The organism is Hymenobacter sp. BT491 (assembly GCF_014349165.1).
Classification (GTDB): domain Bacteria; phylum Bacteroidota; class Bacteroidia; order Cytophagales; family Hymenobacteraceae; genus Hymenobacter; species Hymenobacter jejuensis.
In genome coordinates this window covers 531,510-554,575 of sequence record NZ_JACSJJ010000001.1, presented here as the reverse complement: position 1 = coordinate 554,575, position 23,066 = coordinate 531,510, and the positions used below count along the sequence as shown (strand labels likewise).

The window sequence follows — 23,066 nt, the reverse complement described above, 5'->3', positions numbered from 1 at the left end:
AGCTAGTTTGGGCTTTTAATACCTGTATTTATCGCCCCACCATCCTTTCAGCCGCTCGCGGATTTTGGCCTCGCTGCCGTTGTTGCCGGGGTGGTAGAAAACAGTGCCGCTGAGGACTTCGGGCAGAAATTCCTGGGCCGCGAAGTTGCCATCGTAATCGTGCGAATACTGGTACTTCTGGCCGTAGCCTAGCTGCTTCATAAGCTTGGTAGGCGCATTGCGCAACGGAATGGGCACGGGTTGTACGCCTTGCTGCCGCACCAACGCCCGCGCGGCATTAATGGCGACATACGACGCATTGCTCTTGACGCTAGTTGCCAGATAGACAACAGTTTGCGCCAAGATTAAATCACTCTCGGGCAGTCCAATCACGGTGACGGCCTGAAAGCAACTCTGCGCCAGAATCAGGGCGTTGGGGTTGGCATTGCCGATGTCTTCGGAAGCCAGAATGAGCATGCGCCGCGCAATGAACTTGGGGTCTTCGCCGCCTTCCAGCATCACGGCCAGCCAATACAACGCAGCATTGGGGTCGGAGCCGCGCATGCTTTTGATGAAGGCTGAAATGACGTCGTAATGCATTTCGCCGCCTTTGTCGTAGCGCGCAAGGTGCTGCTGGGCAAGCTGTTGCACCATCTCGTCGGTAATGACAAGCTCGCCCGTTTTGGCATCGGGAGTGCCAGCCTCTACCACGATTTCGAGCAGGTTGAGCAGCTTGCGGGCATCGCCCCCCGAAATGGTGAGCAAAGCGTTGTAGTCGGCCACGCGCACCTTTTTTTGCTTCAGGATTTCGTCTTCTGCCAACGCCTTGTCCACCAACTCCGTCAGCACTTCTTTGCTAAGCCCTTCTAAGACATATACTTGTGCCCGAGACAGCAAAGCCGGAATTACTTCAAAAGACGGGTTTTCGGTGGTGGCCCCAATCAGTGTAACCACGCCTTGCTCCACGGCCCCCAGCAGCGCATCCTGCTGCGACTTGCTGAAGCGGTGAATCTCGTCGATAAAGAGCAGGGTGCCGCGGCGCGATTTGGCTTTCTCAATCACCTCGCGCACGTCTTTCACGCCCGCATTGATGGCGCTCAGGGCCGCGAAAGGCAGTTGGAGAGCATCGGCCAGCAAATGCGCAAGCGTCGTTTTGCCCACGCCGGGCGGCCCCCACAGAATAAGGGAAGGGATGCGGCCGGCGTTGAGGTAGCGGCGCAACACACCTTGCGGGCCTACAAGATGCTGTTGGCCAGCGTATTCGTCCAGCGTGCGCGGCCTACGACGCTCGGCGAGCGGCGCACCGGGTCGCGGCCCAGCAGTGTGTTGGGTAGAAGCCGAAGGCTCGGAATCGAAGAGAGAACCAGTTGTCATAAGGAAAGTAACGGAAGCCTAGAAGCTTGCGAAGTCATTGTACGGCCGTTTGCACACGGCGCATGCGGCTGCAAGCTATCGCTTACGCTACATTTGTTGGCAATGAAAAATTCTCTCCGCGTACACGCCGCTCTGTTTGGAGCGACCTTTATTTATGCCGCAAATTACAGCCTTTCCAAAGACGTAATGCCGCAGTACGCGTTGCCATTTGGGCTGGTCACACTACGAATTTTGGGCGCTGCGCTGGTATTTAATATTCTGAGCCGGGTGGTAGCCAACGAACGCATTGAGGGCCGAAGCGATACCATCCGCTCCATCCTGTGCGGACTAATTGGCATTGCAGCCAATCAATTGTTGTTTTTCTCGGGTCTCAACCTCACCTCGCCCATCAACGCGTCCCTCATCCAGACGGTGTCACCGATAGTGGTAGTGCTGGCTTCGGCGGTGTTGCTGGGTGAAAAAATTACGCCGATGCGGGCCCTGGGCATTGTGCTGGCAGGTGTGGGTGCAGCCCTCATTATTCTGGGGCGTGCTCCGGGCGCAGCCCATCCCGGACAGGATACACCCCTGGGCAACGCTTTTATCTTGCTCAACGCCACGGCCTTCGGAATTTACCTAGTCATCGTGACGCCGCTGATGCGTAAGTACCATCCTTTCACGGTGTTAGCCCGAATTTTTCTGGTGGGCGCCGTGGCAGTTGTGCCCTTCGGTTGGCGGCAGGCCGTAGCAATTGATTACCCACACCTACCGGTATTAATCTGGTCGGAGATCATTTATATGGTATTGTTTCTCACCATTTTAGCATATCTACTTAATAACTGGGCACTCAAGCACGCCAGCCCCGCTCTGACGGGTGTGTACATTTATTTGCAACCTGTACTGGCCGTGATTATTGCCGTGAGCCTAGGCAAAGACACTTTTACCGTAACAAAAGCCTTGCAAGCCTCGCTGATTTTTATCGGGGTATTTCTTGTAAGCAAGCGGCCCAAACAACAGGCACCGTCCTCAGTAGAAGTGCCCTTCGAGCCCATACAGGACTGAGCGCTGCTCGCATCAGCTTTCTGGAGGGATTACCACTTTGAGCTACCACTATGAACGATACTGTATTTATCTTTCTTTTTGATAAAATATAGTTCCAAATAAGTGTATGACAAATACGCTACTACCAACGTCAGAGCTATAATGCTAGGATAAATAAGTATTAGCTTAGCTTCTTTGTTAATAACTATAGGCTTAATCAACAAACCTAGGGCTGCAATCATTAGTGGGTGATACACATAAATACCAAAAGATATCTTACCTAAAAAATCAAATATTTTATTATCTAAATTGATAATAGATTTATTGTTTGAACTTACATTTAAAATAATAATTACTGTAACAACAGAGAATATTTCTTGATCTAATATAGAAGCTGTATGAAATTTATTAAACGCCACTAAGGCAAAAATCGCCCAGCATATCATCTGAACATATTTACTGTAAAGCAAATTAATAACCTTGTTGTATTTTGTGTAAAATAATAAGCAGGCACCTATCCCACCAATAGCCATACAGTCAAAACGAACTATGAATAGAGTTTGATACAGAAGATGCATGCCAAACTTTGCATCTAAAACTCTACAAAAAAATTTTACACAGAGAAAGATAATAACAAAAGCAATAAGCGATTTAAAAACATTGGCAGATTTGTTGACCAGAACAGGCCAAAAGCTATAAAATTGTTCTTCAACCCCTAACGACCAGTAATGCCCTATTAGTCCCATTAATGAACCTGCGATCCCAATAAATGGGATGTTAGGAAACATAAATAAATAGAACAATATTGAAGAATTAACTTCACCCGATCGGCCTGATGCCAAAAAGAATAAAATACATAAACCAATATAAAAATAATAGAGAGGCCATATTCTTAAGATTCTTCTAATATAAAATTCCTTTATTGCTATAGTTCCGGTTTTCTCTTTTTCCTTTAGCAAAAGATAAGTAATCAGAAATCCGCTAAGCGCAAAAAACAATGTTACTCCATAGCCAGCCAGATCAAGTGAAGCGGCGTTGGCCAAACCAAACTCATAGAGCCCCATGTTGGTATGAGAGATAACTACCGCCAACGCAGCAATTGCTCTCATACCATTTAAGCCTTTGAGGTGAATCTTGTTGGATTGGTTGGCTCCTACACTTAAATTTTCAGTAGCTATCTGACTCATTAGAGGATATTACAGACTTATTAAATAAAAATCCTGGTTTCTTCTTTTTAAGAATGAAACCAGGATTTTTCTATGAACGCTTTTTCTTACAAGTGAATCACTTCGTTGTAAGCCGCCGCTGCCGCTTCCATGATGGCTTCCGACATGGTGGGGTGCGGGTGCACCGACTTGATGATTTCGTGGCCCGTGGTTTCGAGCTTGCGCGCTACCACTACTTCGGCAATCATCTCGGTGACGTTGGCCCCGATCATGTGGGCGCCGAGCCATTCGCCGTATTTGGCGTCGAAAATGACCTTCACAAAGCCGTCTTTCGAACCGGAAGCCGAGGCTTTGCCGGAAGCGGAGAACGGGAATTTGCCTACCAGAATCTCGAGGCCTTGATCGCGGGCTTCTTTCTCGGTGAGGCCCACGGAGGCGATTTCAGGCTGCGCATACGTACAACCCGGAATGTTCTGATAATTAAGGGGTTCTGGGTGATGGCCGGTAATCTGCTCCACGCAGATAATGCCTTCGGCCGACGCGACGTGCGCTAGCGCCGGACCAGGCACAATGTCACCGATGGCGTAGATGCCGTCCACGTTGGTTTTATAATAATCGTCAACGACGACGCGACCACGATCGGTTTTGATGCCGAGTTCTTCTAAGCCTAGGTTTTCCAGGTTGGTGGACACGCCGACGGCTGAAAGCACGATGTCACACTCCACCTGCTCTTCACCTTTCTGGGTTTTGATGGTCACTTTGCAGCCGGGACCGCTGGTGTCCACCTTTTCCACCGACGAATTGGTCATGACGGTGATGCCGATTTTCTTGAAGGATTTCTCCATCTGACGCGATACTTCCTCATCCTCCACTGGCACAATGCGCGGCAAGAACTCCACAAGGGTCACTTCCGCGCCCATTGTACGGTAGAAATAGGCAAACTCAACGCCGATAGCGCCCGAGCCGACTACTACCATTCGCTTTGGCATTTGCTCCAACGACATAGCCTTGCGGTACCCAATAATCTTCTGATTATCAATGGGCAAGTTGGGCAACTCACGGGCGCGGGCGCCGGTAGCAAGAATGATGTGCTTAGCCTCTACGGTCTCTTTCGAGCCGTCGGCTTTGGTGACTTCCACCTTGCCAGGAGCCAGCAGTTTGCCGGTACCCAACACGGTTTCGATTTTGTTCTTTTTAAACAGGAAATTGATGCCTTTGCTCATGCCATCGGCCACGCCGCGGCTGCGCTTGACCACGGCATTGAAATCGAAGCCCGGCTGGCCGGCTGTCAGGCCATATTCGTCGGCGTGCTTGAGGTATTCAAATACCTGCGCGCTTTTGAGCAGCGCTTTCGTCGGGATGCAGCCCCAGTTGAGGCAGATACCGCCGAGCGACTCGCGCTCTACCACGCCTACTTTTAGCCCGAGCTGCGAAGCCCGAATAGCGGCTACGTAGCCGCCGGGGCCGCTGCCGATAACGACCAGGTCGTATTGCAATGCCATGTTAGTGTATTGGTTGATTGAGAAGAATAAGAACCGCGCCGGACGCGGACCGCCAGGGCGCGACAAAGATAGGCAGCCCGCGCAACTCGCCCCAATGCCGGGCGCGCGGAATGCGCAGGCTTTGTGTAATAACAAAAAAAGGCGGTCAGAAGGTGTCCAACATTCCGATCGAGTCGTAGAAAGCGCCATAACGAGGCCTGTACAAGGTTTTTGTTCCTTCTACTGACTTTCACCCTATGAGATCAACTATACTTCCCCTCCTTTCGGGCGCGCTGGTTTTGCTGCTCACAACGCAATGCGCTACCACCGTAGAAACCGAAAAACCCAGGACCCTCACCTCGCAGCGGGAAATGCAACACGAGCCCGGCAACCCGCGCTACATCGACTCGACGGGTGCCGCCGCTACGGCACCCGATGCCAAGCTGTCGGCTACTTCAACGGTTGCTCCCCCACGGGCCGCACCCGCCGCAGCTAAAACGGCCGTTCCGGTTGATTATAAGGCAGAAATACGGGCAGCCGATGTTAGGCTTAAGGCGTCGCCGCGCGACGCAGATGCGCTTTTGGCGCGCGCCAAAGCCAAGAGCAACCTCAAGGACTACCGTGAGGCCATGCTCGACTACAACGCTTCGCTGCGCATCACGCCTACCAATGCTGATGCGTACTACAACCGGGGCCTGACGCACCTCAAACTGAAGGAATACAACGCCTCCATCTCCGACTTTTCCAAAGCCTTAAAGTATCGCCCTGACGATAAGGAAGCATTTTTTGGCCGGGGCACTGCCAAAATGCAGATGTTCAATTTCAAAGGTGCCATCCCGGACTTTACCCACGCCATCGAGCTCGACCCGGCCTACGCCGACGCGTACGAAGCGCGGGGCATCAGTTATTCGTCCATTAACAAGCCCACCGAGGCCCGCGCCGACTTGGAAAAGGCTGCAAAACTTAACCCAAAGATTACCAAGACATTACGTCGCTACTCAAACAAGTAACTCGTACTATTTACGGCCAAATAGCAGCTTGAGATAAAAGCTAGGTTGCCGCAGACGTTCGCGTAAGTCCAAGTCCATGAACATGTTAGACAAGGTTTCGGCTAACGTAGGGTTGTTGGCCGCGCGGTTGGCCACAAAGTTGAAGAGCCACGGATAAACCAGCAGCCGCTGCATCGCGCGGCTCAGGCGTAATTCCTGCCACAAGCGCCGATACACAGCCGCATCGTATTTTTGTAAGTATTTGATTGTCAAATCATTGCAATCAATAGCTTGCGCGGCCCAATCCGCGGCGTGCCGACCGCTTACCATGGCATGACTGATGCCTTCGCCCGTAAATGGGTCGATGAGCGAGCCGGCATCGCCGAGCAGCAGGTAACCGTCGCCGGACAGCGCGCGCCGTTTCGAGCCTAGGGGCAAGCCGAATCCGCGTACGGGCCCAAGGCGCTCGGCGCTTGCAAAGCGCTCGCGCAGAGCCGGATGCGTTTCCAGGATTTCGTGAAGCCGCTCGCGCAGGTTGATTTTCTTTTCTGATACGGCTTTGGTCAACATACCTACTCCCACGTTGGCTTCGCCATTGGGCAACGGAAAAACCCAGAGGTAGCCGGGCAGAAAATCTTTGATGAAATGCAGCTCAATGAAGTTGTCGGCATTGAGACCCTGAACGTTGCGGTAGTAAGCCCGCAGGCCGGCGCAGTGATGGTCGGGCTCTAGTTTGTGGCCGCCAACCTGGCGCGCAAACGCCGACTGTGCCCCGTTGGCCACCAGCAGCAAACGTGCTGAAGCCACGACATTCCCATCGGCGGTGCGGAGCAGCCAACGCCCTTCGGCCGTGCGCTCGTGCTGCGTAATCCCCACACCTTCAAGCAGTTCTATTTCGGGGCGCCGGCGCACTTCTTCGATCAGAAAATTATCGAAATCAATGCGTTTGGCGATATGACCCGCGGCGCGATCGGTGGCTTTGTCGAAATGCGGCTTGAAGGGCACGGCCAGCCGCTGTCCGTTGGGAGCGTAAAAGTTGATGCCCCAGGATGCTACCTGAATAGGCGACGACGCCAAACGAGCAGGCAACTGCTCATTAATTCGCCGCAACTCGTTGATTACCTTGCCACTAAGTGCATCTCCGCAGATTTTATCGCGCGGGAAGGTGGCGCGGTCGAGGAGCAACGTATGGTGGCCCGCGTTGGCCAGATGCAGCGCCGCCGTTGCGCCGCCGGGGCCCGCGCCTAAAATGCAAATGTCAACTTCCCGCATACACAAGCTTGCGCAGCGCAGACGTGTCCTGAGCAGGACTTCGCGCCACATTTCGTCGGATGAAAGCGCAAGCTAAAGCTTACGCTACTTACCTTCGTCACCATGACAAAAATGCTCGACGGAAAAACCGCCCTCATCACGGGCGCTTCCAAAGGAATCGGCCGCGCCATTGCCGTGTATTTTGCCCAGCTTGGCGCCAATGTGGCGTTTACGTACCTCTCCAGCGTAGAGAAAGGCCAGCAGCTCGAACAAGATCTTGGCGCCCACGGCACCAAGGTAAAAGGCTATCGCTCAGATGCTTCTGACTACGCCCAAGCCGAGAAGTTGGTAGAAGATGTAGTGGCTGAGTTTGGCAAACTGGATATTCTGGTCAACAATGCCGGCATCACGCAGGACGGTCTGCTCATGCGCATGAGCGAGCAGCAGTGGGACCAGGTGCTGAACGTGAACCTCAAATCGGTCTTCAACCTGACCAAAGCCGCCACCAAACCCATGATGCGCGCCAAAGCCGGCAGCATCATCAACATGACGTCGGTGGTGGGCATCAAAGGCAACGCGGGCCAAGCCAACTACGCAGCTTCGAAAGCCGGTATCATCGGCTTCACGAAGTCGGTGGCGCTGGAACTGGGCTCGCGCAACATTCGCTGCAACGCCATCGCGCCGGGCTTCATCGAAACCGAAATGACCGATGCCCTTGACCCCAAGCAAGTAGACGAGTGGCGCAAAGCCATTCCGCTCAAGCGTGGCGGCTCGCCCGAAGACGTCGCCAAAGCCACGGCTTTCTTGGCGTCGGATGAGTCGGCGTATATCACCGGCCAAGTGTTGCAGGTAGACGGCGGCATGCTGACATAAGCCAGCCTTTTTGAACAAGAACAAAGCAGGTCGGGTTGTTAGGCTTCGGTTTACGGAGCTTAGCGGCCCGACCCTTTTTACGGCGCGGCCCAAAGCGCCACCAAAGCTTTCCATGAAATCAAAACTTGTACTGGTGCCCCTCACGTTGGGCGGGCTGGCCATTGGCATGACGGAATTCGTCATGATGGGCATTCTGCCCGACATCGCACAAGCCATGCACATCAGCATCCCGACGGCGGGGCACTTTATTTCGGCCTACGCGCTGGGTGTGGTGGTCGGGGCGCCGTTGCTGGTGGCTCTTACCGGCAAGCTGCCGCCCAAGCAGATTCTGGCGTTGCTCATGGGCCTGTTTGCCATCGGCAACGGACTTTCGGTGCTGGCGCCTAGCTACGAGATTATGCTGCTGACGCGGTTTATTTCCGGCTTGCCGCACGGGGCTTTTTTCGGCGTGGGTGCAGTGGTAGCGGGCCGCTTGGCGACGCCGGGCAAGGAAGCGCAAGCCGTTTCGATCATGTTTGCGGGCCTTACCATCGCCAACATCATCGGCGTACCGATTGGCACGTATTTGGGCCACAATTTCAGCTGGCGTATTCCCTTCATAATCATTGTGTTAGTAGCATTGTTCACGGTGTGGAGCGTGCGGCAGTGGCTGCCCGATCTGCCGGCGAAAGTAACGCGACTGCAAGATGAGTTTCATGCCTTTACCAAGCTGGAACCCTGGATGATTATTGGCATCACTATATTGGGCAACGGCGGCTTTTTTGCGTGGTTCAGCTACATCGTGCCGCTGTTTACCGACGTTACGGGCTTCAGCAACACTGCGGTAACCTTCCTGATGGTGCTGGCCGGCGTGGGCATGGCCCTGGGCAACTTGCTCGGCGGTTGGCTCACCGACCGCATGTCGCCGCTGCGGGCAACCTCGTGGCTGCTGATGGCCATGGCAGTAGCACTGCTGATTATCCCGATCGCGGCGCACTACCAGATCCCGACACTACTGATGACAATGCTGACGGGCGCCCTGGCATTTTCAACGGCGGCGCCGATTCAGATGCTGATGATTCGGGCAGCGAAAGGCTCCGAAATGCTGGCATCGTCGCTTAGTCAATCAGGCTTTAATACGGGCAATGCGCTGGGTGCTTATTTAGGCGGCCTGCCCATTGCAGCCGGCCTGGGCTACACGTCGCCTGAATTTGTGGGTGCAGCGCTGGTTGCAGGCGGAATTTTATGCTGCGTGGCACTGGTAGCCCGGCGACGAAATAAGGTCAAGCTGGAACTTGTGACAGGATAAGATATCGGAGGCAGTATCTGAAGCGGCTGCTCCTTTGCCGCAACTTCCTAACTTCGCCCAAGCTACTGCCATGCTTTGGCAGCTAACCGCAGCAAGCAACCAAACCGCTCGCTTCGGGGTTCTTAGTGCTCTATCCCTGTATCGCCTTTGATATCCTTCGCCTCCTCTCCTTGGCTGATTCTGCTGTGCCTGGCCGCCGGCGTGGGTTATGCAGCTCTTCTGTACTCGGCGAAAGCGCCTTGGAGCAAGCCGCTGAACTACGGACTGGCTTTGCTGCGCTTTTTGGTGGTAAGCTTTCTGTGCTTTCTGCTGCTGTCGCCGTTCGTCAAAACGACGACTACCACTACCGAAAACCCTACTGTGGTGCTGGCCGTCGATAACTCGCAGTCGGTAGGGCTGTTTACGCCGGTCCCGACGTTGCAGCAAACGACTACCGGCTTGGAGCAGCTCAGCCAAACGCTACGCGGCCGCGGCTTCAAGGTCGAGATTCAAACCCTGGACCCTTCAGCTCACCCCTCGCGACCCGACTCCATCCGCTTTCAAACGGCCGCTACCGACCTGGACGGCATGCTCAGCAACATTCAAGATGCGTATGACGGCCGCAACCTGGCGGGCGTGGTGCTGGTGTCGGATGGCATTGTCAATCAGGGCCGTTCGCCGGTGTATTCGGAGTACAACTTCCCAATTTACAGCGTGGCCGTGGGCGATACATTGCCCAAAAAAGACCTGAGCCTGCCGACGATTAACTACAACCGCGTGGCTTTCAGCGGCAACCGTTTCCCGATTGAGGCAGAAATTGGTTACGACGGCTTTGGCGGCGGCACGGCCACTGTGCAGCTGCGTGAAAACGGCCGTGTGTTGCAAACCAAGCAGGTAAACCTACCCGCGGGCCGGCGACGTCAGAAAACTACGTTCCTCGTAACCGCTCCCGCGCCCAGCAAGCGCCGGTACGAAGTACTGATCACGCCGAAAGCGGGCGAGTTTACCACGCTCAACAACTCTAAGTTTGTTTACGTCGAAGTGGTGAAAGGCAAGTTGCGCGTGCTGTTGGCCGGCGCCGCGCCCCACCCCGATTTGAAAGCGCTGCGGGCCGCCATTCTGCAAAACGACAACTTCGACCTGACTACCTACCTGCCCGGCATCGCGCCGCTAAAGGCGCAGGATTACGACGTAGCCATCCTGCACCAACTGCCGGCGCAGGGCGGCGTAGGCGCCGAAGTGCTGGCTCAGGTTCGTGCGAAGCGCATTCCGGCGTTTTATATTCTGGGGCCGCAGTCTGATTTGAGTGCGTACAACGCCTTGGGTACGGGCCTGAGTCTCACGCCGCGCGCCCAGCAAACGGATGAGGTAACGCCCGTGTTGAACCCAGCCTTCTCGCGGTTTTCGTTTGAGGAAGAATCTCTGCGGCGCTACGCGACCTATCCGCCAGCGCCGGTGCCTTTTGCCGAGTACCGGTTCGGTGGCGGAGCCGAAGCAGCTCTTTTTCAGCAAGTTGGTCGATTGAAAACCCAAAAGCCGCTGCTCGTATTTGGCGGCTCATCGGAGCATCGGCAGGCGACACTCCTGACCGACGGCAGTTGGCAATGGCGCCTTACCGAAGCTGCCGACCACGACGACCGCCCCGAAGCCTACGACCGCCTCATCATCCGGACGTTGCAGTTACTCACCCAGAACACCAACAAAAAACGCCTCGATGTATACCCCACGCAAGACGCCTTTACCACCTCCGACGACGTGACCTTCGGCGCCGAGACCTATAACGCTATTTTCGAACGCATTTACGGTCAGCAGATTACGCTTACGCTCACCGACGAAAAAAACCGCAACCGTACCTTCACTTTCACCACCAGTGACGATGCGGCACCCCTGCATTTGGGGGCGTTGCCGGGCGGCCTCTATCGCTACGCCGCCCGCGCTACCCTCGGTGGTCAGCCCCAACAAGACCGGGGCGAGCTGCTGGTGCAGGAGCAGCAGCTCGAAGCGCTTGATGCCCGCGCCAACCACAACCTGCTGCACCAGCTTTCCCGTCGCAGCGGCTCGCGCCTCTACTACCCATCTCAGTTTCAACAGCTTAGCCAGGACATAGAAAAGGCTGATTATAAGCCCGTTATCTACAGTCAGGACGACATCAAGGATGTGATCAACCTGAAGTGGCTGTTCTTCCTGATCTTGGCTTTGCTCGCCACCGAATGGGCTACCCGCAAATACTCGGGCAGCATCTAACTCGCTGAAATTCATTTTGTTTGCAGCTTGTTTCAGAGCCGCAAAGTCAGCATTCCCTCCCGTATGAAATTGTATTTGTTTGGCCTGCTCGCCGCGGCCTCTTTCCTGCCAGCCTGCAAACCTTCGGTTGAGAAGCGGGCCCAATCGGCCGTTTCGGAGTTCATCAGCAACGGCATGAGCAACACGCGCTACTATCAGGCGGGGCGTTTTACGTGTCGGCCCTACACCCGCAAAGATTCGCTGACTTACGTGGCCAGCCTGGCGCAGCTCAACGCGCTTGCCGATCGGCCCGCCGACTACATCCCAGTTGCCAATGCCCCGGCTCAGGCAGTAGCAGCGCCGGCCGCAGTCCCGGCGCCCACTCCCGCCGATTCGGTACGCATTGGTACTTTTGTCAGCCACACTTACAAAGAGCAAAACGGCACCGGCTTCACTATGCGCGACAGCGGGGAGTTTGTGGTATCTCCGAAAGGCGTGGTTCGGCCCTTGCTTGCCAATCATGTGCTGCAAGCCCGCTTGAAACAGGCAAAAAGCACTCAGCGATAACTAATTGACAATCAGTTAGTTAATAAAGCACCTCCATTCTAAGCTTTGCGCAGAAGTTGCGCGCAAAATTCAGAATACCAGTCGATTAAGCATAGTATACAACGAATTTCTTTCTCTTTTCCCATGCGTTACATCCTCGTCAACAAGCCCTACGAAGTACTCACCCAATTCACCGACGAGAATGGGCGTACCACCCTCAAAGAATTTGTGCCGGTGCCGGGCGTGTACCCCGTCGGCCGGCTTGATTACGACAGCGAAGGCCTCGTGCTGCTCACCGACGACAAACCGCTGCAAAACCGTCTTTCGGAGCCGCGCTTCAAAGTGCCCAAAACCTACTGGGTGCAGGTAGAAGGCGAACCCACCGAAGAAGCGCTGGCTACGCTGCGGCGCGGCGTCGACATGAAAAGCAGCTTTACCGCGCCCGCCGAAGCCAAAATCATCCCCGAGCCCACCGAGTTGTGGGAGCGCAGCAAACCCATTCGCTTCCGGGCCAACATCCCGACCAGTTGGCTAGAAATCACGATTTCGCAGGGCATGAACCGGCAGGTGCGCAAGATGACCGCGGCCGTGGGCTTCCCAACGCTGCGCCTCGTGCGGGCTCGCATCGCTCACCTTGGCATCGAAGGCCTGGCGCCGGGAAAATGGCGGGAGTTGACACCCGAAGAAATTAAGAAGCTAAAAGCTGCTTTTTCGGCGACCAAAGACCCGGCGGAGCGCCGTGTAGCCCCAAAAACTCTCAAAACGGCCGCCCCAAATGCAGTAGCACCTAAAAAACCCGTCGGTAGCAAACCAAAGCCTACGGGCGCAGGTCGCACAAACAAGCCTACCCGCAACCCCGGCGCAGCCCGCAATGGCAAGCGGGGATAAAAAGCCCAGTCGGTAATTGCCATCTCAGCAGGCTCGTTTTCTCTTCCTCACGCGTGTCATCCTGACAAGTTCCTTCCTTCGTCAGGATGAAACCTGACTTAGCTATTTAGTTTAGAGCATAAAGTCAAGTTATGGTGCTGCATTCGGGTATCTGGCTATAAAGTAATTGCTGTCCATCTATTGGCTTCTGCAAGCTATCTAGTGAGGCCTAGCCTTACTACCGCCAATTCTTCCGTTATCCCTTCCTAATAATTTCCCGTGAAAGTCACTCCGTCGGGATTCTGGGCATAGCGTGGCGCTTTGGTGACAATCTGTCACGGGAAAAGGCAGTTTTTGGCCTTGGTACGTTGCTTGTACCTACCCCACCGCGAGCAAATCGCATCCAAAACCAGACACCTTAACTCTTTAACGATATCCATTTAATATGGGAAAGATAATCGGTATTGACCTCGGCACTACTAACTCGTGCGTGGCCGTCATGGAAGGCAACGAGCCGGTGGTGATTCCGAACAGCGAAGGTCGCCGCACAACCCCCTCGATTGTGGCGTTCCTCGACAATGGCAAAGGCGAGCGCAAAGTTGGTGACCCAGCTAAGCGTCAGGCCATTACCAACCCCACGAATACCATCGCGTCGATTAAGCGCTTTATGGGCCGTCGTTTCTCGGAAGTAACCGAGGAAACCAAGCACGTAGCCTACGACGTAACCCGCGGCACCAACGACACGGTCGGCGTGCAAATCGGTGACCGTCAGTATACTCCGCAGGAGATTTCGGCTATGGTGCTTCAGAAAATGAAGCAGACTGCTGAAGATTACCTCGGCCAGCCCGTAACCGAAGCCGTTATTACAGTTCCGGCATATTTCAACGATGCTCAGCGTCAAGCTACCAAAGAAGCTGGTGCTATCGCGGGCCTCGACGTAAAGCGTATCATCAACGAGCCGACGGCCGCTGCACTGGCTTACGGATTGGATAAAAAGCACAAAGACCAGAAAATCGCTGTGTACGACCTAGGTGGTGGTACTTTCGACATCTCCATCTTGGAGCTTGGCGACGGCGTGTTTGAAGTACTAAGCACCAACGGCGACACCCACCTCGGTGGCGACGACTTCGACCAGGTTATCATCAACTTCTTGGCCGAGCAATTTCAGCGTGACGAAAACATGGACCTGCGTCAGGATCCCATGGCTCTGCAGCGCCTGAAAGAAGCCGCCGAAAAAGCCAAAGTGGAGCTTTCCAGCTCAACCGAAACCGAAATCAACCTGCCTTACATCACCGCCACGGCTACTGGCCCGAAGCACTTGGTGGTAAAACTGAGCCGCGCCAAGTTTGAGCAACTCGCTGATTCTCTGGTGCGTCGTTCGATGGACCCTTGCAAAAAGGCGCTCCAAGACGCTGGCTTGTCGACTTCGGATATCGACGAGGTAATCCTCGTGGGTGGTTCGACGCGCATTCCGCGCATTCAGGAAGAAGTAGAGAAATTCTTCGGCAAGAAGCCTTCGAAAGGTGTTAACCCCGACGAAGTAGTAGCCGTGGGTGCTGCCATCCAAGGCGGTGTGCTGACGGGTGAAGTGAAAGACGTGCTCCTGCTCGACGTTACTCCGCTCTCGCTGGGTATCGAAACAATGGGCGGCGTGATGACCAAACTCATCGAGTCGAACACCACGATCCCAACTAAGAAATCTGAGACGTTCTCGACGGCTTCCGACAACCAGCCCTCGGTTGAGATCCATGTGTTGCAAGGCGAGCGCCCGCTGGCTTCGCAAAACCGCACGATTGGTCGCTTCCACCTCGCCGATATTCCGCCAGCACCGCGCGGCGTTCCGCAAATCGAAGTAACCTTTGACATCGACGCCAACGGTATCCTGCACGTATCGGCTAAGGACAAAGGCACCGGCAAAGAGCAGAAAATCCGCATCGAAGCTTCGTCGGGCTTGTCTGACGCCGACATCGAGCGGATGCGCAACGAAGCCAAAGCCAACGAAGAATCGGATAAGGCTGAGAAAGAGCGCATTGAGAAGGTGAACCAAGCCGACTCAATGATCTTCCAGACCGAGAAGCAACTCAAAGAGTATGGTGACAAACTGAGCGCTGGCAACAAAACCGCCATCGAAAACGCCCTTGCTGACTTGCGTAAAGCGCACGAAAGCAAAGACTTGGCTCAGATTGATACGGCCATGACTGCTATCAACGCCGCTTGGCAAACTGCTTCGACCGAGATGTACAACGCTACGCAAGGCGAAGGTCAGCCGCAAGGCTACCCCGGCGGCGACGGCCAAGGCCCCGCCGACGGCGGCAACGGTCAGCAAGGCCAGCCCCACGACAACGTAACTGATGTGGATTACGAAGAAGTTGGCAATAAGTAATTGATAACCAAACATATACAAAAGCCCGAAGCAATGCTTCGGGCTTTTGTGTTTTGAGGCCAATTCAACAGAATAGGTGAAGCGTTTCATCTTCATAAAAAACAACGTATTGCGCCCTTAGCTTACTGACTAACAATCTGTTTACCATGCGATTTCTCATCATCGGTGCTGGAATAGGGGGCTTGACTACGGCGCTGGCGCTGCTGGGGCAGGGACACGAAGTACAGGTCGTGGAAGCGGCTCCGGAGCTGCGCGAAGTAGGTGCAGGCGTGGTGCTGGGCGCAAATGCCATGCGGGCGTTAGCACAGTTCGGAGCCCACGACGCCGTGCGGCCGCTGGGTCATCCGGTGACGCATTTGCACCTCTACAACCAGCAAGGCGATCTGCTGAATGCTGCGGATACAACGCCATTTACTGAGCGCCTGGGCTTCGACAATCTTGGCATTCACCGCGCTACGCTCCAGCATGCGCTCCTTAGGCTTTTGCCGCCCGGAATCGTGCAAGTGGGCAAGCCCTTTGAGCGCTTTGAGGCGACACACGACGACATAACGGCCCATTTTGCCGACGGCTCGGCAACGACTGCCGACGCCCTGATCGGTGCCGACGGGATTCGTTCGCGGGTGCGGCGCCAGCTACTGCCCCAGAGCCAGCCGCGTTATGCAGGCTATACATGCTGGCGGGCAGTGGTCAATGCCACTTCACTGCACCTGAAGGCCGGATACGCTTCGGAATTTTGGGGCCGGCCGGGGCGTTTTGGATACGTCCCGATGGCCAATGGGCAAGCTTATTGGTTTGCCTGCATCAACAGTCCGGAAGCCAATAACCCGCGTTTTCGGGGATTTCGCGTGGCCGATTTGCAGCGGCATTTCGGCAGTTTTCATGCGCCCGTGCCCGAAATGCTGGCCCTGACGCGCGACGACCAGCTTTTGTGGAATGACATTCTGGATATCAAGCCGTTGCGCCACTTTGCATTTGGGCGCGTATTGTTGCTCGGCGACGCAGCGCATGCCACTACTCCCAACTTAGGGCAAGGTGCAGGACAAGCCGTGGAAGATGCCGCCGTTTTGGCCGCGTGCCTCAGCCGGCAGCCCAAGCCCGAAGACGCTTTTCGCGAGTTTGAGCGCCTGCGTCGCCCTCGCACGACCCGCGTAGTCAAGCTATCGTGGCAGATGGGGCGGGTGGCGCAGCTGCAAAACCCTGTGCTCACTTTTCTGCGCGATGCCGTAATGCGGCGCGTGCCCGCCAGCGTGCAGAACAGCCAGATGGATTTCTTGTATCAACCTGATTAGCAATGCAATACGCAAATCAGGCAGAAGAACTCGTTTTCTACTTCGGGTTCATAGCTTCCTGCATTTCTTCGTCAGCTTCTTCCTGAAAGCCCTTTTCGATTTTCTCTTCAACCTCTCTATAATCCTCAGCATCAGGCTTTTCGGCTTGCACTTCTTGTTGGGCTTTGGCGTGGGGCTCGTAGCTAAGGCGAATGCAGATGGGGAAGTGATCGGAGCCGGTGTAAGGCAAGCGACGAATGTCAGCTACTTTGAAATCGGGCGAGTGAAAAATATGGTCCAAAGGCCAGCGCATCAGCGAATATTCGGCGTGAAACGTCGGGAGTAAGCCGCGCCCAATGCGCGGATCGAGCAAGCCGCTCAGGCGCCGAAACAGCTCGGAAGTATGCGACCACGCCACGTCGTTCATGTCGCCGGCCACGATGGTGGGTTCTTCGGAATTCTCAATCTCGCTGCCCACGAGCAGTAATTCCGCATCGCGGCGGGTGCTGGTTTTGGATTCTTGGGGTGCCGGCGGCTTGGGGTGCAGGCAATACAACCGCACCAGTTCGCCCGAGGGCATTTTGACGTGCCCATGAAATGAAGGAATGTCGTCGTCGAGGAGAAATTTAATCTGCGGATTAATCAACTCCAGGCGCGAAAACAGCAACAGGCCGTAGGTATTGGGCAGCGGCGCATAGGCGGTGTGCGGATGCGTGGCTTCCAGCACACTCAGCTTTTCCAACCACCATTGGTCGGTTTCGACGGCCAAGATGATGTCGGGATCGCAGTCGCGAATCACACGCAGGCACGCTTCCGAATCGCGGTTGGTCATCAGCACGTTGGTCACCATCATGCTGAGCTGGCGCTGTTTGTTGGCCAAACCCGCCGGGCTACTGTTTTCTACTTGGCGAGGGCGCAACGGCGTGTACGGCGCGATGCGGTAAAACTGATACAGCGCGCACACGAACAAAGCCGCGATAAGTCCTATTCCGGCCGCCCAGTGGTGTACACCCAGAAGTAAAGCCCCAACCGCGCTGATGGCCGCCACGGCCGTGATTTGCAAGCGCGGAAAATCAAAAATGCGAATCCACCATGCCTCTTCCCGTAGCAAGGGCAAGAGCGTAGCTACGATGGCCGCAATGCCAATCAAGAGGATCAAACCCCGGACTATTGACAGCCCCAGCGAAACGTCCATGCAGTAAAGTAATGCCGATAGGCAATGGGTGGGTAGAAGTGTAAACTACAGCAACACAACATCTTACAAAAGACAATGAGCTGCTATTGGGATGGGTACAGATGGGTACAAGAAGCCGGCCGAGTTTGCCCAGAATCCGAAAAATGCAAAGTCAGTTACTTTACCATTTTAGGGCTTCTACGCGTCAGCCCGCAGGCGGTTGTAGCGAGTAAACATACTAATTTGTGGGATTTGCCGATTGCGGTTCCCTCGTACCTTTACCCCGCCGACCTGCCTTCGCCTATGGAAATTCTGCTCGCTACGTTTACTACGCTCTTTTCAGTGGTCAATCCGTTTGGGGCCATGCCCGTATTTCTGACCCTGACGGAGCAGGAAACGCCCAGCCAGCGCAAGCAAATCGGGCTACGGGCTTGTCTGTATATGATTGGGGTACTGAGCGTTTCGTTTTTTGCGGGCCAGTATGTCCTCAACTTTTTCGGCATCAATATTCATCACCTGCGCATTGCTGGGGGCATCCTGCTCATGCGCTCGGCCTTCGACCTGCTCACGCCCGGCGGCAACCGCGACCGCGTTTCGCCCGCCGCGCTGGAGGAGAGCAAGCACAAAGACGATATTTCCTTCACGCCCCTGGCCATGCCCATGCTGTCGGGGCCGGGCTCGATGGCCGTGTGCATCAGCTTGTTTACTGGCCGCCTTTCTTTCTTCGATATGGCGCTGATCTTTCTGGGGTTCGTGTTGGTGGCCTTGGCCAGCTACATCATCCTGATGTCGTCCTTGCGCCTGACGCGGTTTTTGGGCCGGCCGGGCATGTCGGCGCTGGCACGCATCATGGGTTTTATTACGCTGGCTATTGGTGTCAATTTTTTAGCTACGGCGATCAAGGCACTGTTTCCGGGCTTGAGCAGCTAGAGTTTGCGAGATGCTTTCTCAGTCATAATAATACGTAATTATCTATTAATCAAATAGTTACGTTAAATAAATACCGCTATTCATTTGGGCACTGTAACTTGCAGTTCCATCTGCTTCTGTTATGCTCAAAAACGACCTTTTGCTCCGCGCCGCTCGTGGCGAAGAAACCGAACGTACTCCCGTCTGGCTCATGCGCCAGGCCGGCCGCATTTTGCCCGAATACCGTGCTTTGCGGGCACGTCTGAGCGGTTTTAAGGAGCTTGTCGAAACACCAGAACTGGCAGCGGAAGTCACCATTCAGCCGGTGGATGCGCTGGACGTTGACGCGGCCATTATCTTTTCCGACATTCTGGTGGTGCCCGAAGCCATGGGCTTGCCTTACGAGATGCTGGAGGCCCGCGGGCCACTCTTCCCGACCACCATCAAATCGGCAAAGGACGTGCAAAACCTGCGCATCGCCGACCCCGAGGAGCACTTGGGTTACGTGCTGGAAGCCATTCGCGTGACCAAGCGGGCCCTCAATGGCCGTGTGCCGCTGATTGGTTTTGCCGGCGCCCCCTGGACGATTCTGGCGTATATGGTGGAAGGACACGGATCCAAAACCTTCTCCAAAGCCCGTCGTTTGCTGTATGCCGAGCCAGAACTGGCGCACGAGTTGTTGCGCAAAATCACGGCAACCACCATCGCGTACCTGAAGGCGCAGGTAGCTGCCGGTGCCAATCTGGTGCAGGTTTTTGACTCGTGGGCTGGTATATTACCTCCGGCTCATTACCACGAATTCTCGACGCGCTACATCGCCGAAATCTGCGACGCGATTCCGGAAGTGCCAGTTACGGTATTTGCCAAGGGCGCTTACTTCGCCATTCCGGAATTTGCCCGCCTGAATTGCCGCACCATTGGTTTGGACTGGAACGAAGACCCGCGGGCAGTACGCGCCGCCATCGGCAACGACAAAACCCTGCAAGGCAACCTCGACCCTTGTGCCCTATACGGCACGGCCGAGCAAGTACAACACGCTACTATTCAGATGCTTAAGCAATTTGGTCCGCACCGCCACATTGCCAACCTGGGCCACGGCGTGTACCCCGATACCAATCCGGACAACGTGAAGGTGTTCGTCAATACGGTGAAGGAATTCAGCGTGTTAGCGCGCGAAGGCAGCCTTTAGCCCGGATTGTTGCTCTGTATGAAACGTCGTTCTGTTTCCTGCAAGCCGGATAAATTTCCGGCCGAAAACGTATTTGAGCGCTGGACCAGCGAACACTTGCGTCCGCATGCTGAATTTGAGCAATGCCATTTTATCGGCGGTGACTTTGCCAGCGCCACTTTGGGCAATAAGCGGTTTGTCGACTGTCTGTTTGAGCGCTGCAACCTGTCGTTGGCTTCGCTGGCGGGCACGGGGCTGCAAAACGTTGCTTTTCAAGACTGTAAGCTCTCGGGATTGCAGTTTACGGCCTGCCGCGACATGCTGTTTGAAGTGCATTTCGACCGCTGCCAGCTCTCCTATGCTTCCTTTTATGGCAAGCGGATGCCGGGTACGCACTTCGGGCACTGCAACCTAACAGACGCCGACTTCACTGGCGCCGACCTAGCCAACGCTGATTTCCAAGAATGCACCCTCAACGGAGCGGTATTTCACCAAACGCAGCTTTCCGGCGCCGATTTTCGCACCGCTACCGGGTTCATCATCGACCCCGACATCAACCCGCTCAAAAAGGCCCGCTTCGTACTCGAAGGCCTGCCTGGGCTGGTTAACAAATACGGAGTAATAATTGGGCAATAATTTGATTGTTAGCCCAATAGCTTTACCTGCATAGCTTCATCGAGCAGCCGCTGCTTCTCGATGGGCACTACGCCTACCTGCTCGCACACCAAGCCGCCGCCTAGGTTGGCCAAAGCCGCTAACACCGGCGGCGCTACGCCCAAAGCCACGCACAAGGCCGCAATGCTGATCACCGTATCGCCGGCCCCGGATACGTCGGATATCATGCGTACGTGCGCCGGAATGTAGGTACGGCCTGTCGCGGCTGACTCACTAAAAACTCCTCTCTCTGAGAGTGTTACCAATATTATTTCGGGCTGCAGCAATTCGCGCAAGCGATCTACGGCGGCTTCAAACATGGGTCGGTCGGCGGTGGTATCGTCGAAATCCAGCTTCAGGCCTTCGCGCAGTTCCTTCAGATTGGGCTTAAAGAGCGTGCACTGCGTATAGGCCAGGAAATTCTTCTTTTTCGGGTCGACTACTGTGGGCACGCCGTGCTTGCGGGCCAGCGTGACAAAGTGCTGGATACTAGCCTGATTCAACACGCCTTTGTCGTAATCTTCGAAGATAACCACGTCGGCGCGGGGCAACAAGGCTTCGTAACGGGCTACCAGCAGTTGGCTTTCTTCGGCGTTCAGATCGTGCTCTACTTCCGAATCGATGCGCAACAGGTGTTGTCCGGCCGCCAGAATGCGTTGCTTTACGGTAGTCGGGCGGTGCGAACTACGCACAATACCTTCGGCCGATAGTTCTTTATCTTGCAGTAAACCAAGCAGTTGATCGCCGCCAGCGTCGTCGCCTACTACGGCGCAGAGCAACGGCGTGGCGCCCATCGCCTGCACGTTCAGGGCAACGTTGGCGGCCCCGCCCAAGCGCTGCTCGGTACGGCTGACGTTTACAACTGGCACCGGCGCCTCCGGCGAAAGACGCCCGGCCTTGCCCCACACGTACGCGTCCATCATCACATCGCCCACAATCAGGACCGTAAGCCGGTTGAAGGCGTCAAACAAATCGGGAAGCGCAGTGGGCGACGGAGCAGTGGGCATTGCAGTGATTTGAAATGAAGGCGCAAAGGTAGAATGCATTTTTCGCATGCAAGACGCCAAGTTCAACTTAGCCCCTTGATATGGCTTCAGGGATGCTTCCCATTCGATTTTGGCAGGCAATCTTGCTCCGAAAACCAAAGCCGCAGTGTCAGAATTGCTCTAAAACCAAAAGAACGCACCGCAGCGCGTTCTTTTGCAAACTATTGATACACAAATAGTTAAACCAACCGCTTAAGACTGTCTTTGATTCGCAGAAATGCTTCCCGCAGCTTTTCATCGGCGGCAGCTGTGCTGAAGCGCACGCAGCTAGGAGCACCAAAAGCTTCCCCCGATACGGCTGCTACGTGGGCATCGTTGAGGAGGAACATCGCCAAGTCCGTGGCATTTTCGATAACGGAACCGTCGGGGGCCGTTTTGCCAAAAAAGCCGCTTACATCAGGGAAAATGTAGAAGGCGCCGCTGGGTTTGGGCGTGATAAGTCCTTCAATATCAGCCACTAGCTCCAGCACCAAATCGCGGCGGCGGCGGTAGGCTTCTACCATTTCATCGGCCGAAGAACGACCACCCTTCAAGGCAGCCAGCGCGGCGCGTTGCGCAATGGAGCAGGTGCCAGAAGTAATTTGGCTCTGCATTTTCTCGCAAGCCGACGCAATTTGCTTGTGCGCCGCCAGGTAGCCCACGCGCCAGCCCGTCATGGCGTAGCCTTTGGAGAACCCGTTGACGGTGATAACGCGATCTTTAATCTCATCGAATTGTGCGATGCTGACGTGCTCGCCCACAAAGTTGATGTACTCGTAGATCTCGTCGGCAATGATGTGCACCTGCGGGTGGCGTGCTACCACAGCCGCAATCTCGGCCAGTTCCTCGCGCGAAAACACCGAGCCCGTAGGGTTGCAGGGCGAGGAGTACATGATGAGCTTGGTGCGTGGCGTGATGGCGGCTTCGAGCTGCGCAGCCGTCACTTTGAAGTCGTTTTCGAGCGCGCCCATCAGCGTAACCGAAACGCCCTCGGCCAGCCGCACCATCTCTTCGTAGCTTACCCAGTAAGGCGCAAACACGATGACCTCTTCGCCGGGGTTCACCAGACTCAGCACGGTATTGGCCAGAGCTTGCTTGGCGCCGGTGCTGACCACGATGTTTTCGCACTCGTAGTCTAAATGGTTTTCGCGCTTCAGCTTGTCGGCAATAGCTTGGCGCAGATCCACGTAGCCGGGCACTGGCGTATACTTGGTGTAGCCTTCGTCGAGGGCCTGCTTGGCGGCGTCCTTGATGTATTCAGGCGTTTGAAAATCGGGTTCGCCGAAGCTCAGATTGATGACGTCAATGCCTTGGGCGATCAATTCGCGGGCCTTTTTGGCCATGGCAATGGTCTGCGATTCTTGTAACGCGCTGATGCGATCGGATAAAACGGAGGCAGCAAGTGCAGCGGAACTGGCCATAGGAAACGAAACTGAATGGAATGCGGCA

Annotated in this window: 19 protein-coding genes; 12 read left to right on the top strand and 7 right to left on the bottom strand. The window is 55.1% G+C overall.

Annotated features, from left to right (window positions below):
- Nucleotides 1–15 precede the first annotated feature (15 nt).
- On the bottom strand, nucleotides 16–1,353 hold the full coding sequence (locus tag H9I52_RS02380) for a replication-associated recombination protein A (protein WP_187452489.1): 1,338 nt from the start codon (nucleotides 1,351–1,353) through the stop codon (nucleotides 16–18).
- Between the two features lie 102 nt (nucleotides 1,354–1,455).
- Between H9I52_RS02380 and H9I52_RS02375 the strand changes: the two genes are divergently transcribed.
- Nucleotides 1,456–2,394 carry a DMT family transporter gene (locus H9I52_RS02375; RefSeq protein ID WP_187452488.1) on the top strand — a complete coding sequence of 313 codons (939 nt, stop codon included), beginning with the start codon at nucleotides 1,456–1,458 and terminating at the stop codon, nucleotides 2,392–2,394.
- A 29-nt stretch (nucleotides 2,395–2,423) separates the two neighbouring features.
- Here the strand turns inward: H9I52_RS02375 and H9I52_RS02370 are convergent, their stop codons facing one another.
- A complete protein-coding gene (locus tag H9I52_RS02370) occupies nucleotides 2,424–3,560 on the bottom strand; it encodes an acyltransferase family protein (RefSeq protein ID WP_187452487.1) in 1,137 nt (378 codons plus the stop codon).
- A gap of 86 nt (nucleotides 3,561–3,646) precedes the next feature.
- Nucleotides 3,647–5,041: a dihydrolipoyl dehydrogenase gene (gene lpdA / locus H9I52_RS02365; protein ID WP_187452486.1), complete on the bottom strand. Its 1,395-nt coding sequence runs from the start codon at nucleotides 5,039–5,041 to the stop codon at nucleotides 3,647–3,649.
- A gap of 236 nt (nucleotides 5,042–5,277) precedes the next feature.
- Here lpdA and H9I52_RS02360 point away from each other — a divergent pair, with 236 nt between their 5' ends.
- The gene (locus H9I52_RS02360; RefSeq protein ID WP_187452485.1) at nucleotides 5,278–6,030 is read left to right on the top strand and encodes a tetratricopeptide repeat protein; all 753 of its coding nucleotides are present in this window, start codon (nucleotides 5,278–5,280) and stop codon (nucleotides 6,028–6,030) included.
- A gap of 6 nt (nucleotides 6,031–6,036) precedes the next feature.
- On the opposite strand, the gene H9I52_RS02355 is transcribed toward H9I52_RS02360, so the two are convergent.
- Nucleotides 6,037–7,281, bottom strand: coding sequence for an NAD(P)/FAD-dependent oxidoreductase (locus tag H9I52_RS02355; protein ID WP_187452484.1), 1,245 nt, complete (start codon nucleotides 7,279–7,281; stop codon nucleotides 6,037–6,039).
- 102 nt (nucleotides 7,282–7,383) lie between these two features.
- Between H9I52_RS02355 and fabG the strand changes: the two genes are divergently transcribed.
- The 7 genes from fabG to H9I52_RS02320 all read left to right on the top strand — a co-directional run bounded on the left by fabG (nucleotide 7,384) and on the right by H9I52_RS02320 (nucleotide 16,708).
- On the top strand, nucleotides 7,384–8,133 hold the full coding sequence (gene fabG, locus H9I52_RS02350; protein ID WP_139514220.1) for a 3-oxoacyl-[acyl-carrier-protein] reductase: 750 nt from the start codon (nucleotides 7,384–7,386) through the stop codon (nucleotides 8,131–8,133).
- Nucleotides 8,134–8,245: 112 nt separating this feature from the next.
- A complete protein-coding gene (locus tag H9I52_RS02345; RefSeq protein WP_187452483.1) occupies nucleotides 8,246–9,421 on the top strand; it encodes an MFS transporter in 1,176 nt (391 codons plus the stop codon).
- 147 nt (nucleotides 9,422–9,568) lie between these two features.
- The gene (locus tag H9I52_RS02340; protein WP_262385925.1) at nucleotides 9,569–11,644 is read left to right on the top strand and encodes a VWA domain-containing protein; all 2,076 of its coding nucleotides are present in this window, start codon (nucleotides 9,569–9,571) and stop codon (nucleotides 11,642–11,644) included.
- Between the two features lie 63 nt (nucleotides 11,645–11,707).
- On the top strand, nucleotides 11,708–12,190 hold the full coding sequence (locus H9I52_RS02335; RefSeq protein WP_187452482.1) for a hypothetical protein: 483 nt from the start codon (nucleotides 11,708–11,710) through the stop codon (nucleotides 12,188–12,190).
- Between the two features lie 123 nt (nucleotides 12,191–12,313).
- Nucleotides 12,314–13,057, top strand: coding sequence for a pseudouridine synthase (locus H9I52_RS02330; protein ID WP_187452481.1), 744 nt, complete (start codon nucleotides 12,314–12,316; stop codon nucleotides 13,055–13,057).
- A 424-nt stretch (nucleotides 13,058–13,481) separates the two neighbouring features.
- Complete coding sequence (gene dnaK / locus H9I52_RS02325; protein ID WP_187452480.1) at nucleotides 13,482–15,419, top strand: molecular chaperone DnaK; 1,938 nt, start codon at nucleotides 13,482–13,484, stop codon at nucleotides 15,417–15,419.
- A 146-nt stretch (nucleotides 15,420–15,565) separates the two neighbouring features.
- Nucleotides 15,566–16,708 carry an FAD-dependent monooxygenase gene (locus H9I52_RS02320; RefSeq protein WP_187452479.1) on the top strand — a complete coding sequence of 381 codons (1,143 nt, stop codon included), beginning with the start codon at nucleotides 15,566–15,568 and terminating at the stop codon, nucleotides 16,706–16,708.
- Between the two features lie 37 nt (nucleotides 16,709–16,745).
- Here the strand turns inward: H9I52_RS02320 and H9I52_RS02315 are convergent, their stop codons facing one another.
- Complete coding sequence (locus H9I52_RS02315; RefSeq protein ID WP_187452478.1) at nucleotides 16,746–17,882, bottom strand: endonuclease/exonuclease/phosphatase family protein; 1,137 nt, start codon at nucleotides 17,880–17,882, stop codon at nucleotides 16,746–16,748.
- 282 nt (nucleotides 17,883–18,164) lie between these two features.
- Between H9I52_RS02315 and H9I52_RS02310 the strand changes: the two genes are divergently transcribed.
- The 3 genes from H9I52_RS02310 (at nucleotide 18,165) to H9I52_RS02300 (ending at nucleotide 20,574) form a co-directional block, all read left to right on the top strand.
- The gene (locus H9I52_RS02310) at nucleotides 18,165–18,791 is read left to right on the top strand and encodes a MarC family protein (protein ID WP_139514227.1); all 627 of its coding nucleotides are present in this window, start codon (nucleotides 18,165–18,167) and stop codon (nucleotides 18,789–18,791) included.
- Nucleotides 18,792–18,912: 121 nt separating this feature from the next.
- The gene (gene hemE / locus H9I52_RS02305) at nucleotides 18,913–19,959 is read left to right on the top strand and encodes a uroporphyrinogen decarboxylase (protein ID WP_187452477.1); all 1,047 of its coding nucleotides are present in this window, start codon (nucleotides 18,913–18,915) and stop codon (nucleotides 19,957–19,959) included.
- Nucleotides 19,960–19,977: 18 nt separating this feature from the next.
- The gene (locus H9I52_RS02300) at nucleotides 19,978–20,574 is read left to right on the top strand and encodes a pentapeptide repeat-containing protein (RefSeq protein ID WP_187452476.1); all 597 of its coding nucleotides are present in this window, start codon (nucleotides 19,978–19,980) and stop codon (nucleotides 20,572–20,574) included.
- Nucleotides 20,575–20,582: 8 nt separating this feature from the next.
- Here the strand turns inward: H9I52_RS02300 and H9I52_RS02295 are convergent, their stop codons facing one another.
- Nucleotides 20,583–21,599 carry a bifunctional heptose 7-phosphate kinase/heptose 1-phosphate adenyltransferase gene (locus H9I52_RS02295; protein WP_139514230.1) on the bottom strand — a complete coding sequence of 339 codons (1,017 nt, stop codon included), beginning with the start codon at nucleotides 21,597–21,599 and terminating at the stop codon, nucleotides 20,583–20,585.
- Between the two features lie 218 nt (nucleotides 21,600–21,817).
- The gene (locus H9I52_RS02290) at nucleotides 21,818–23,038 is read right to left on the bottom strand and encodes a pyridoxal phosphate-dependent aminotransferase (RefSeq protein ID WP_187452475.1); all 1,221 of its coding nucleotides are present in this window, start codon (nucleotides 23,036–23,038) and stop codon (nucleotides 21,818–21,820) included.
- Between the last annotated feature and the right edge of the window lie 28 nt (nucleotides 23,039–23,066).

Coding starts and splice junctions, on each gene's coding strand:
- H9I52_RS02380 (WP_187452489.1), bottom strand. CDS start 1,353: ATGACAACTGGTTCTCTCTTCGATTCCGAGCCTTCGGCTTCTACCCAA.
- H9I52_RS02375 (WP_187452488.1), top strand. CDS start 1,456: ATGAAAAATTCTCTCCGCGTACACGCCGCTCTGTTTGGAGCGACCTTT.
- H9I52_RS02370 (WP_187452487.1), bottom strand. CDS start 3,560: ATGAGTCAGATAGCTACTGAAAATTTAAGTGTAGGAGCCAACCAATCC.
- lpdA (WP_187452486.1), bottom strand. CDS start 5,041: ATGGCATTGCAATACGACCTGGTCGTTATCGGCAGCGGCCCCGGCGGC.
- H9I52_RS02360 (WP_187452485.1), top strand. CDS start 5,278: ATGAGATCAACTATACTTCCCCTCCTTTCGGGCGCGCTGGTTTTGCTG.
- H9I52_RS02355 (WP_187452484.1), bottom strand. CDS start 7,281: ATGCGGGAAGTTGACATTTGCATTTTAGGCGCGGGCCCCGGCGGCGCA.
- fabG (WP_139514220.1), top strand. CDS start 7,384: ATGACAAAAATGCTCGACGGAAAAACCGCCCTCATCACGGGCGCTTCC.
- H9I52_RS02345 (WP_187452483.1), top strand. CDS start 8,246: ATGAAATCAAAACTTGTACTGGTGCCCCTCACGTTGGGCGGGCTGGCC.
- H9I52_RS02335 (WP_187452482.1), top strand. CDS start 11,708: ATGAAATTGTATTTGTTTGGCCTGCTCGCCGCGGCCTCTTTCCTGCCA.
- H9I52_RS02330 (WP_187452481.1), top strand. CDS start 12,314: ATGCGTTACATCCTCGTCAACAAGCCCTACGAAGTACTCACCCAATTC.
- dnaK (WP_187452480.1), top strand. CDS start 13,482: ATGGGAAAGATAATCGGTATTGACCTCGGCACTACTAACTCGTGCGTG.
- H9I52_RS02320 (WP_187452479.1), top strand. CDS start 15,566: ATGCGATTTCTCATCATCGGTGCTGGAATAGGGGGCTTGACTACGGCG.
- H9I52_RS02315 (WP_187452478.1), bottom strand. CDS start 17,882: ATGGACGTTTCGCTGGGGCTGTCAATAGTCCGGGGTTTGATCCTCTTG.
- H9I52_RS02310 (WP_139514227.1), top strand. CDS start 18,165: ATGGAAATTCTGCTCGCTACGTTTACTACGCTCTTTTCAGTGGTCAAT.
- hemE (WP_187452477.1), top strand. CDS start 18,913: ATGCTCAAAAACGACCTTTTGCTCCGCGCCGCTCGTGGCGAAGAAACC.
- H9I52_RS02300 (WP_187452476.1), top strand. CDS start 19,978: ATGAAACGTCGTTCTGTTTCCTGCAAGCCGGATAAATTTCCGGCCGAA.
- H9I52_RS02295 (WP_139514230.1), bottom strand. CDS start 21,599: ATGCCCACTGCTCCGTCGCCCACTGCGCTTCCCGATTTGTTTGACGCC.
- H9I52_RS02290 (WP_187452475.1), bottom strand. CDS start 23,038: ATGGCCAGTTCCGCTGCACTTGCTGCCTCCGTTTTATCCGATCGCATC.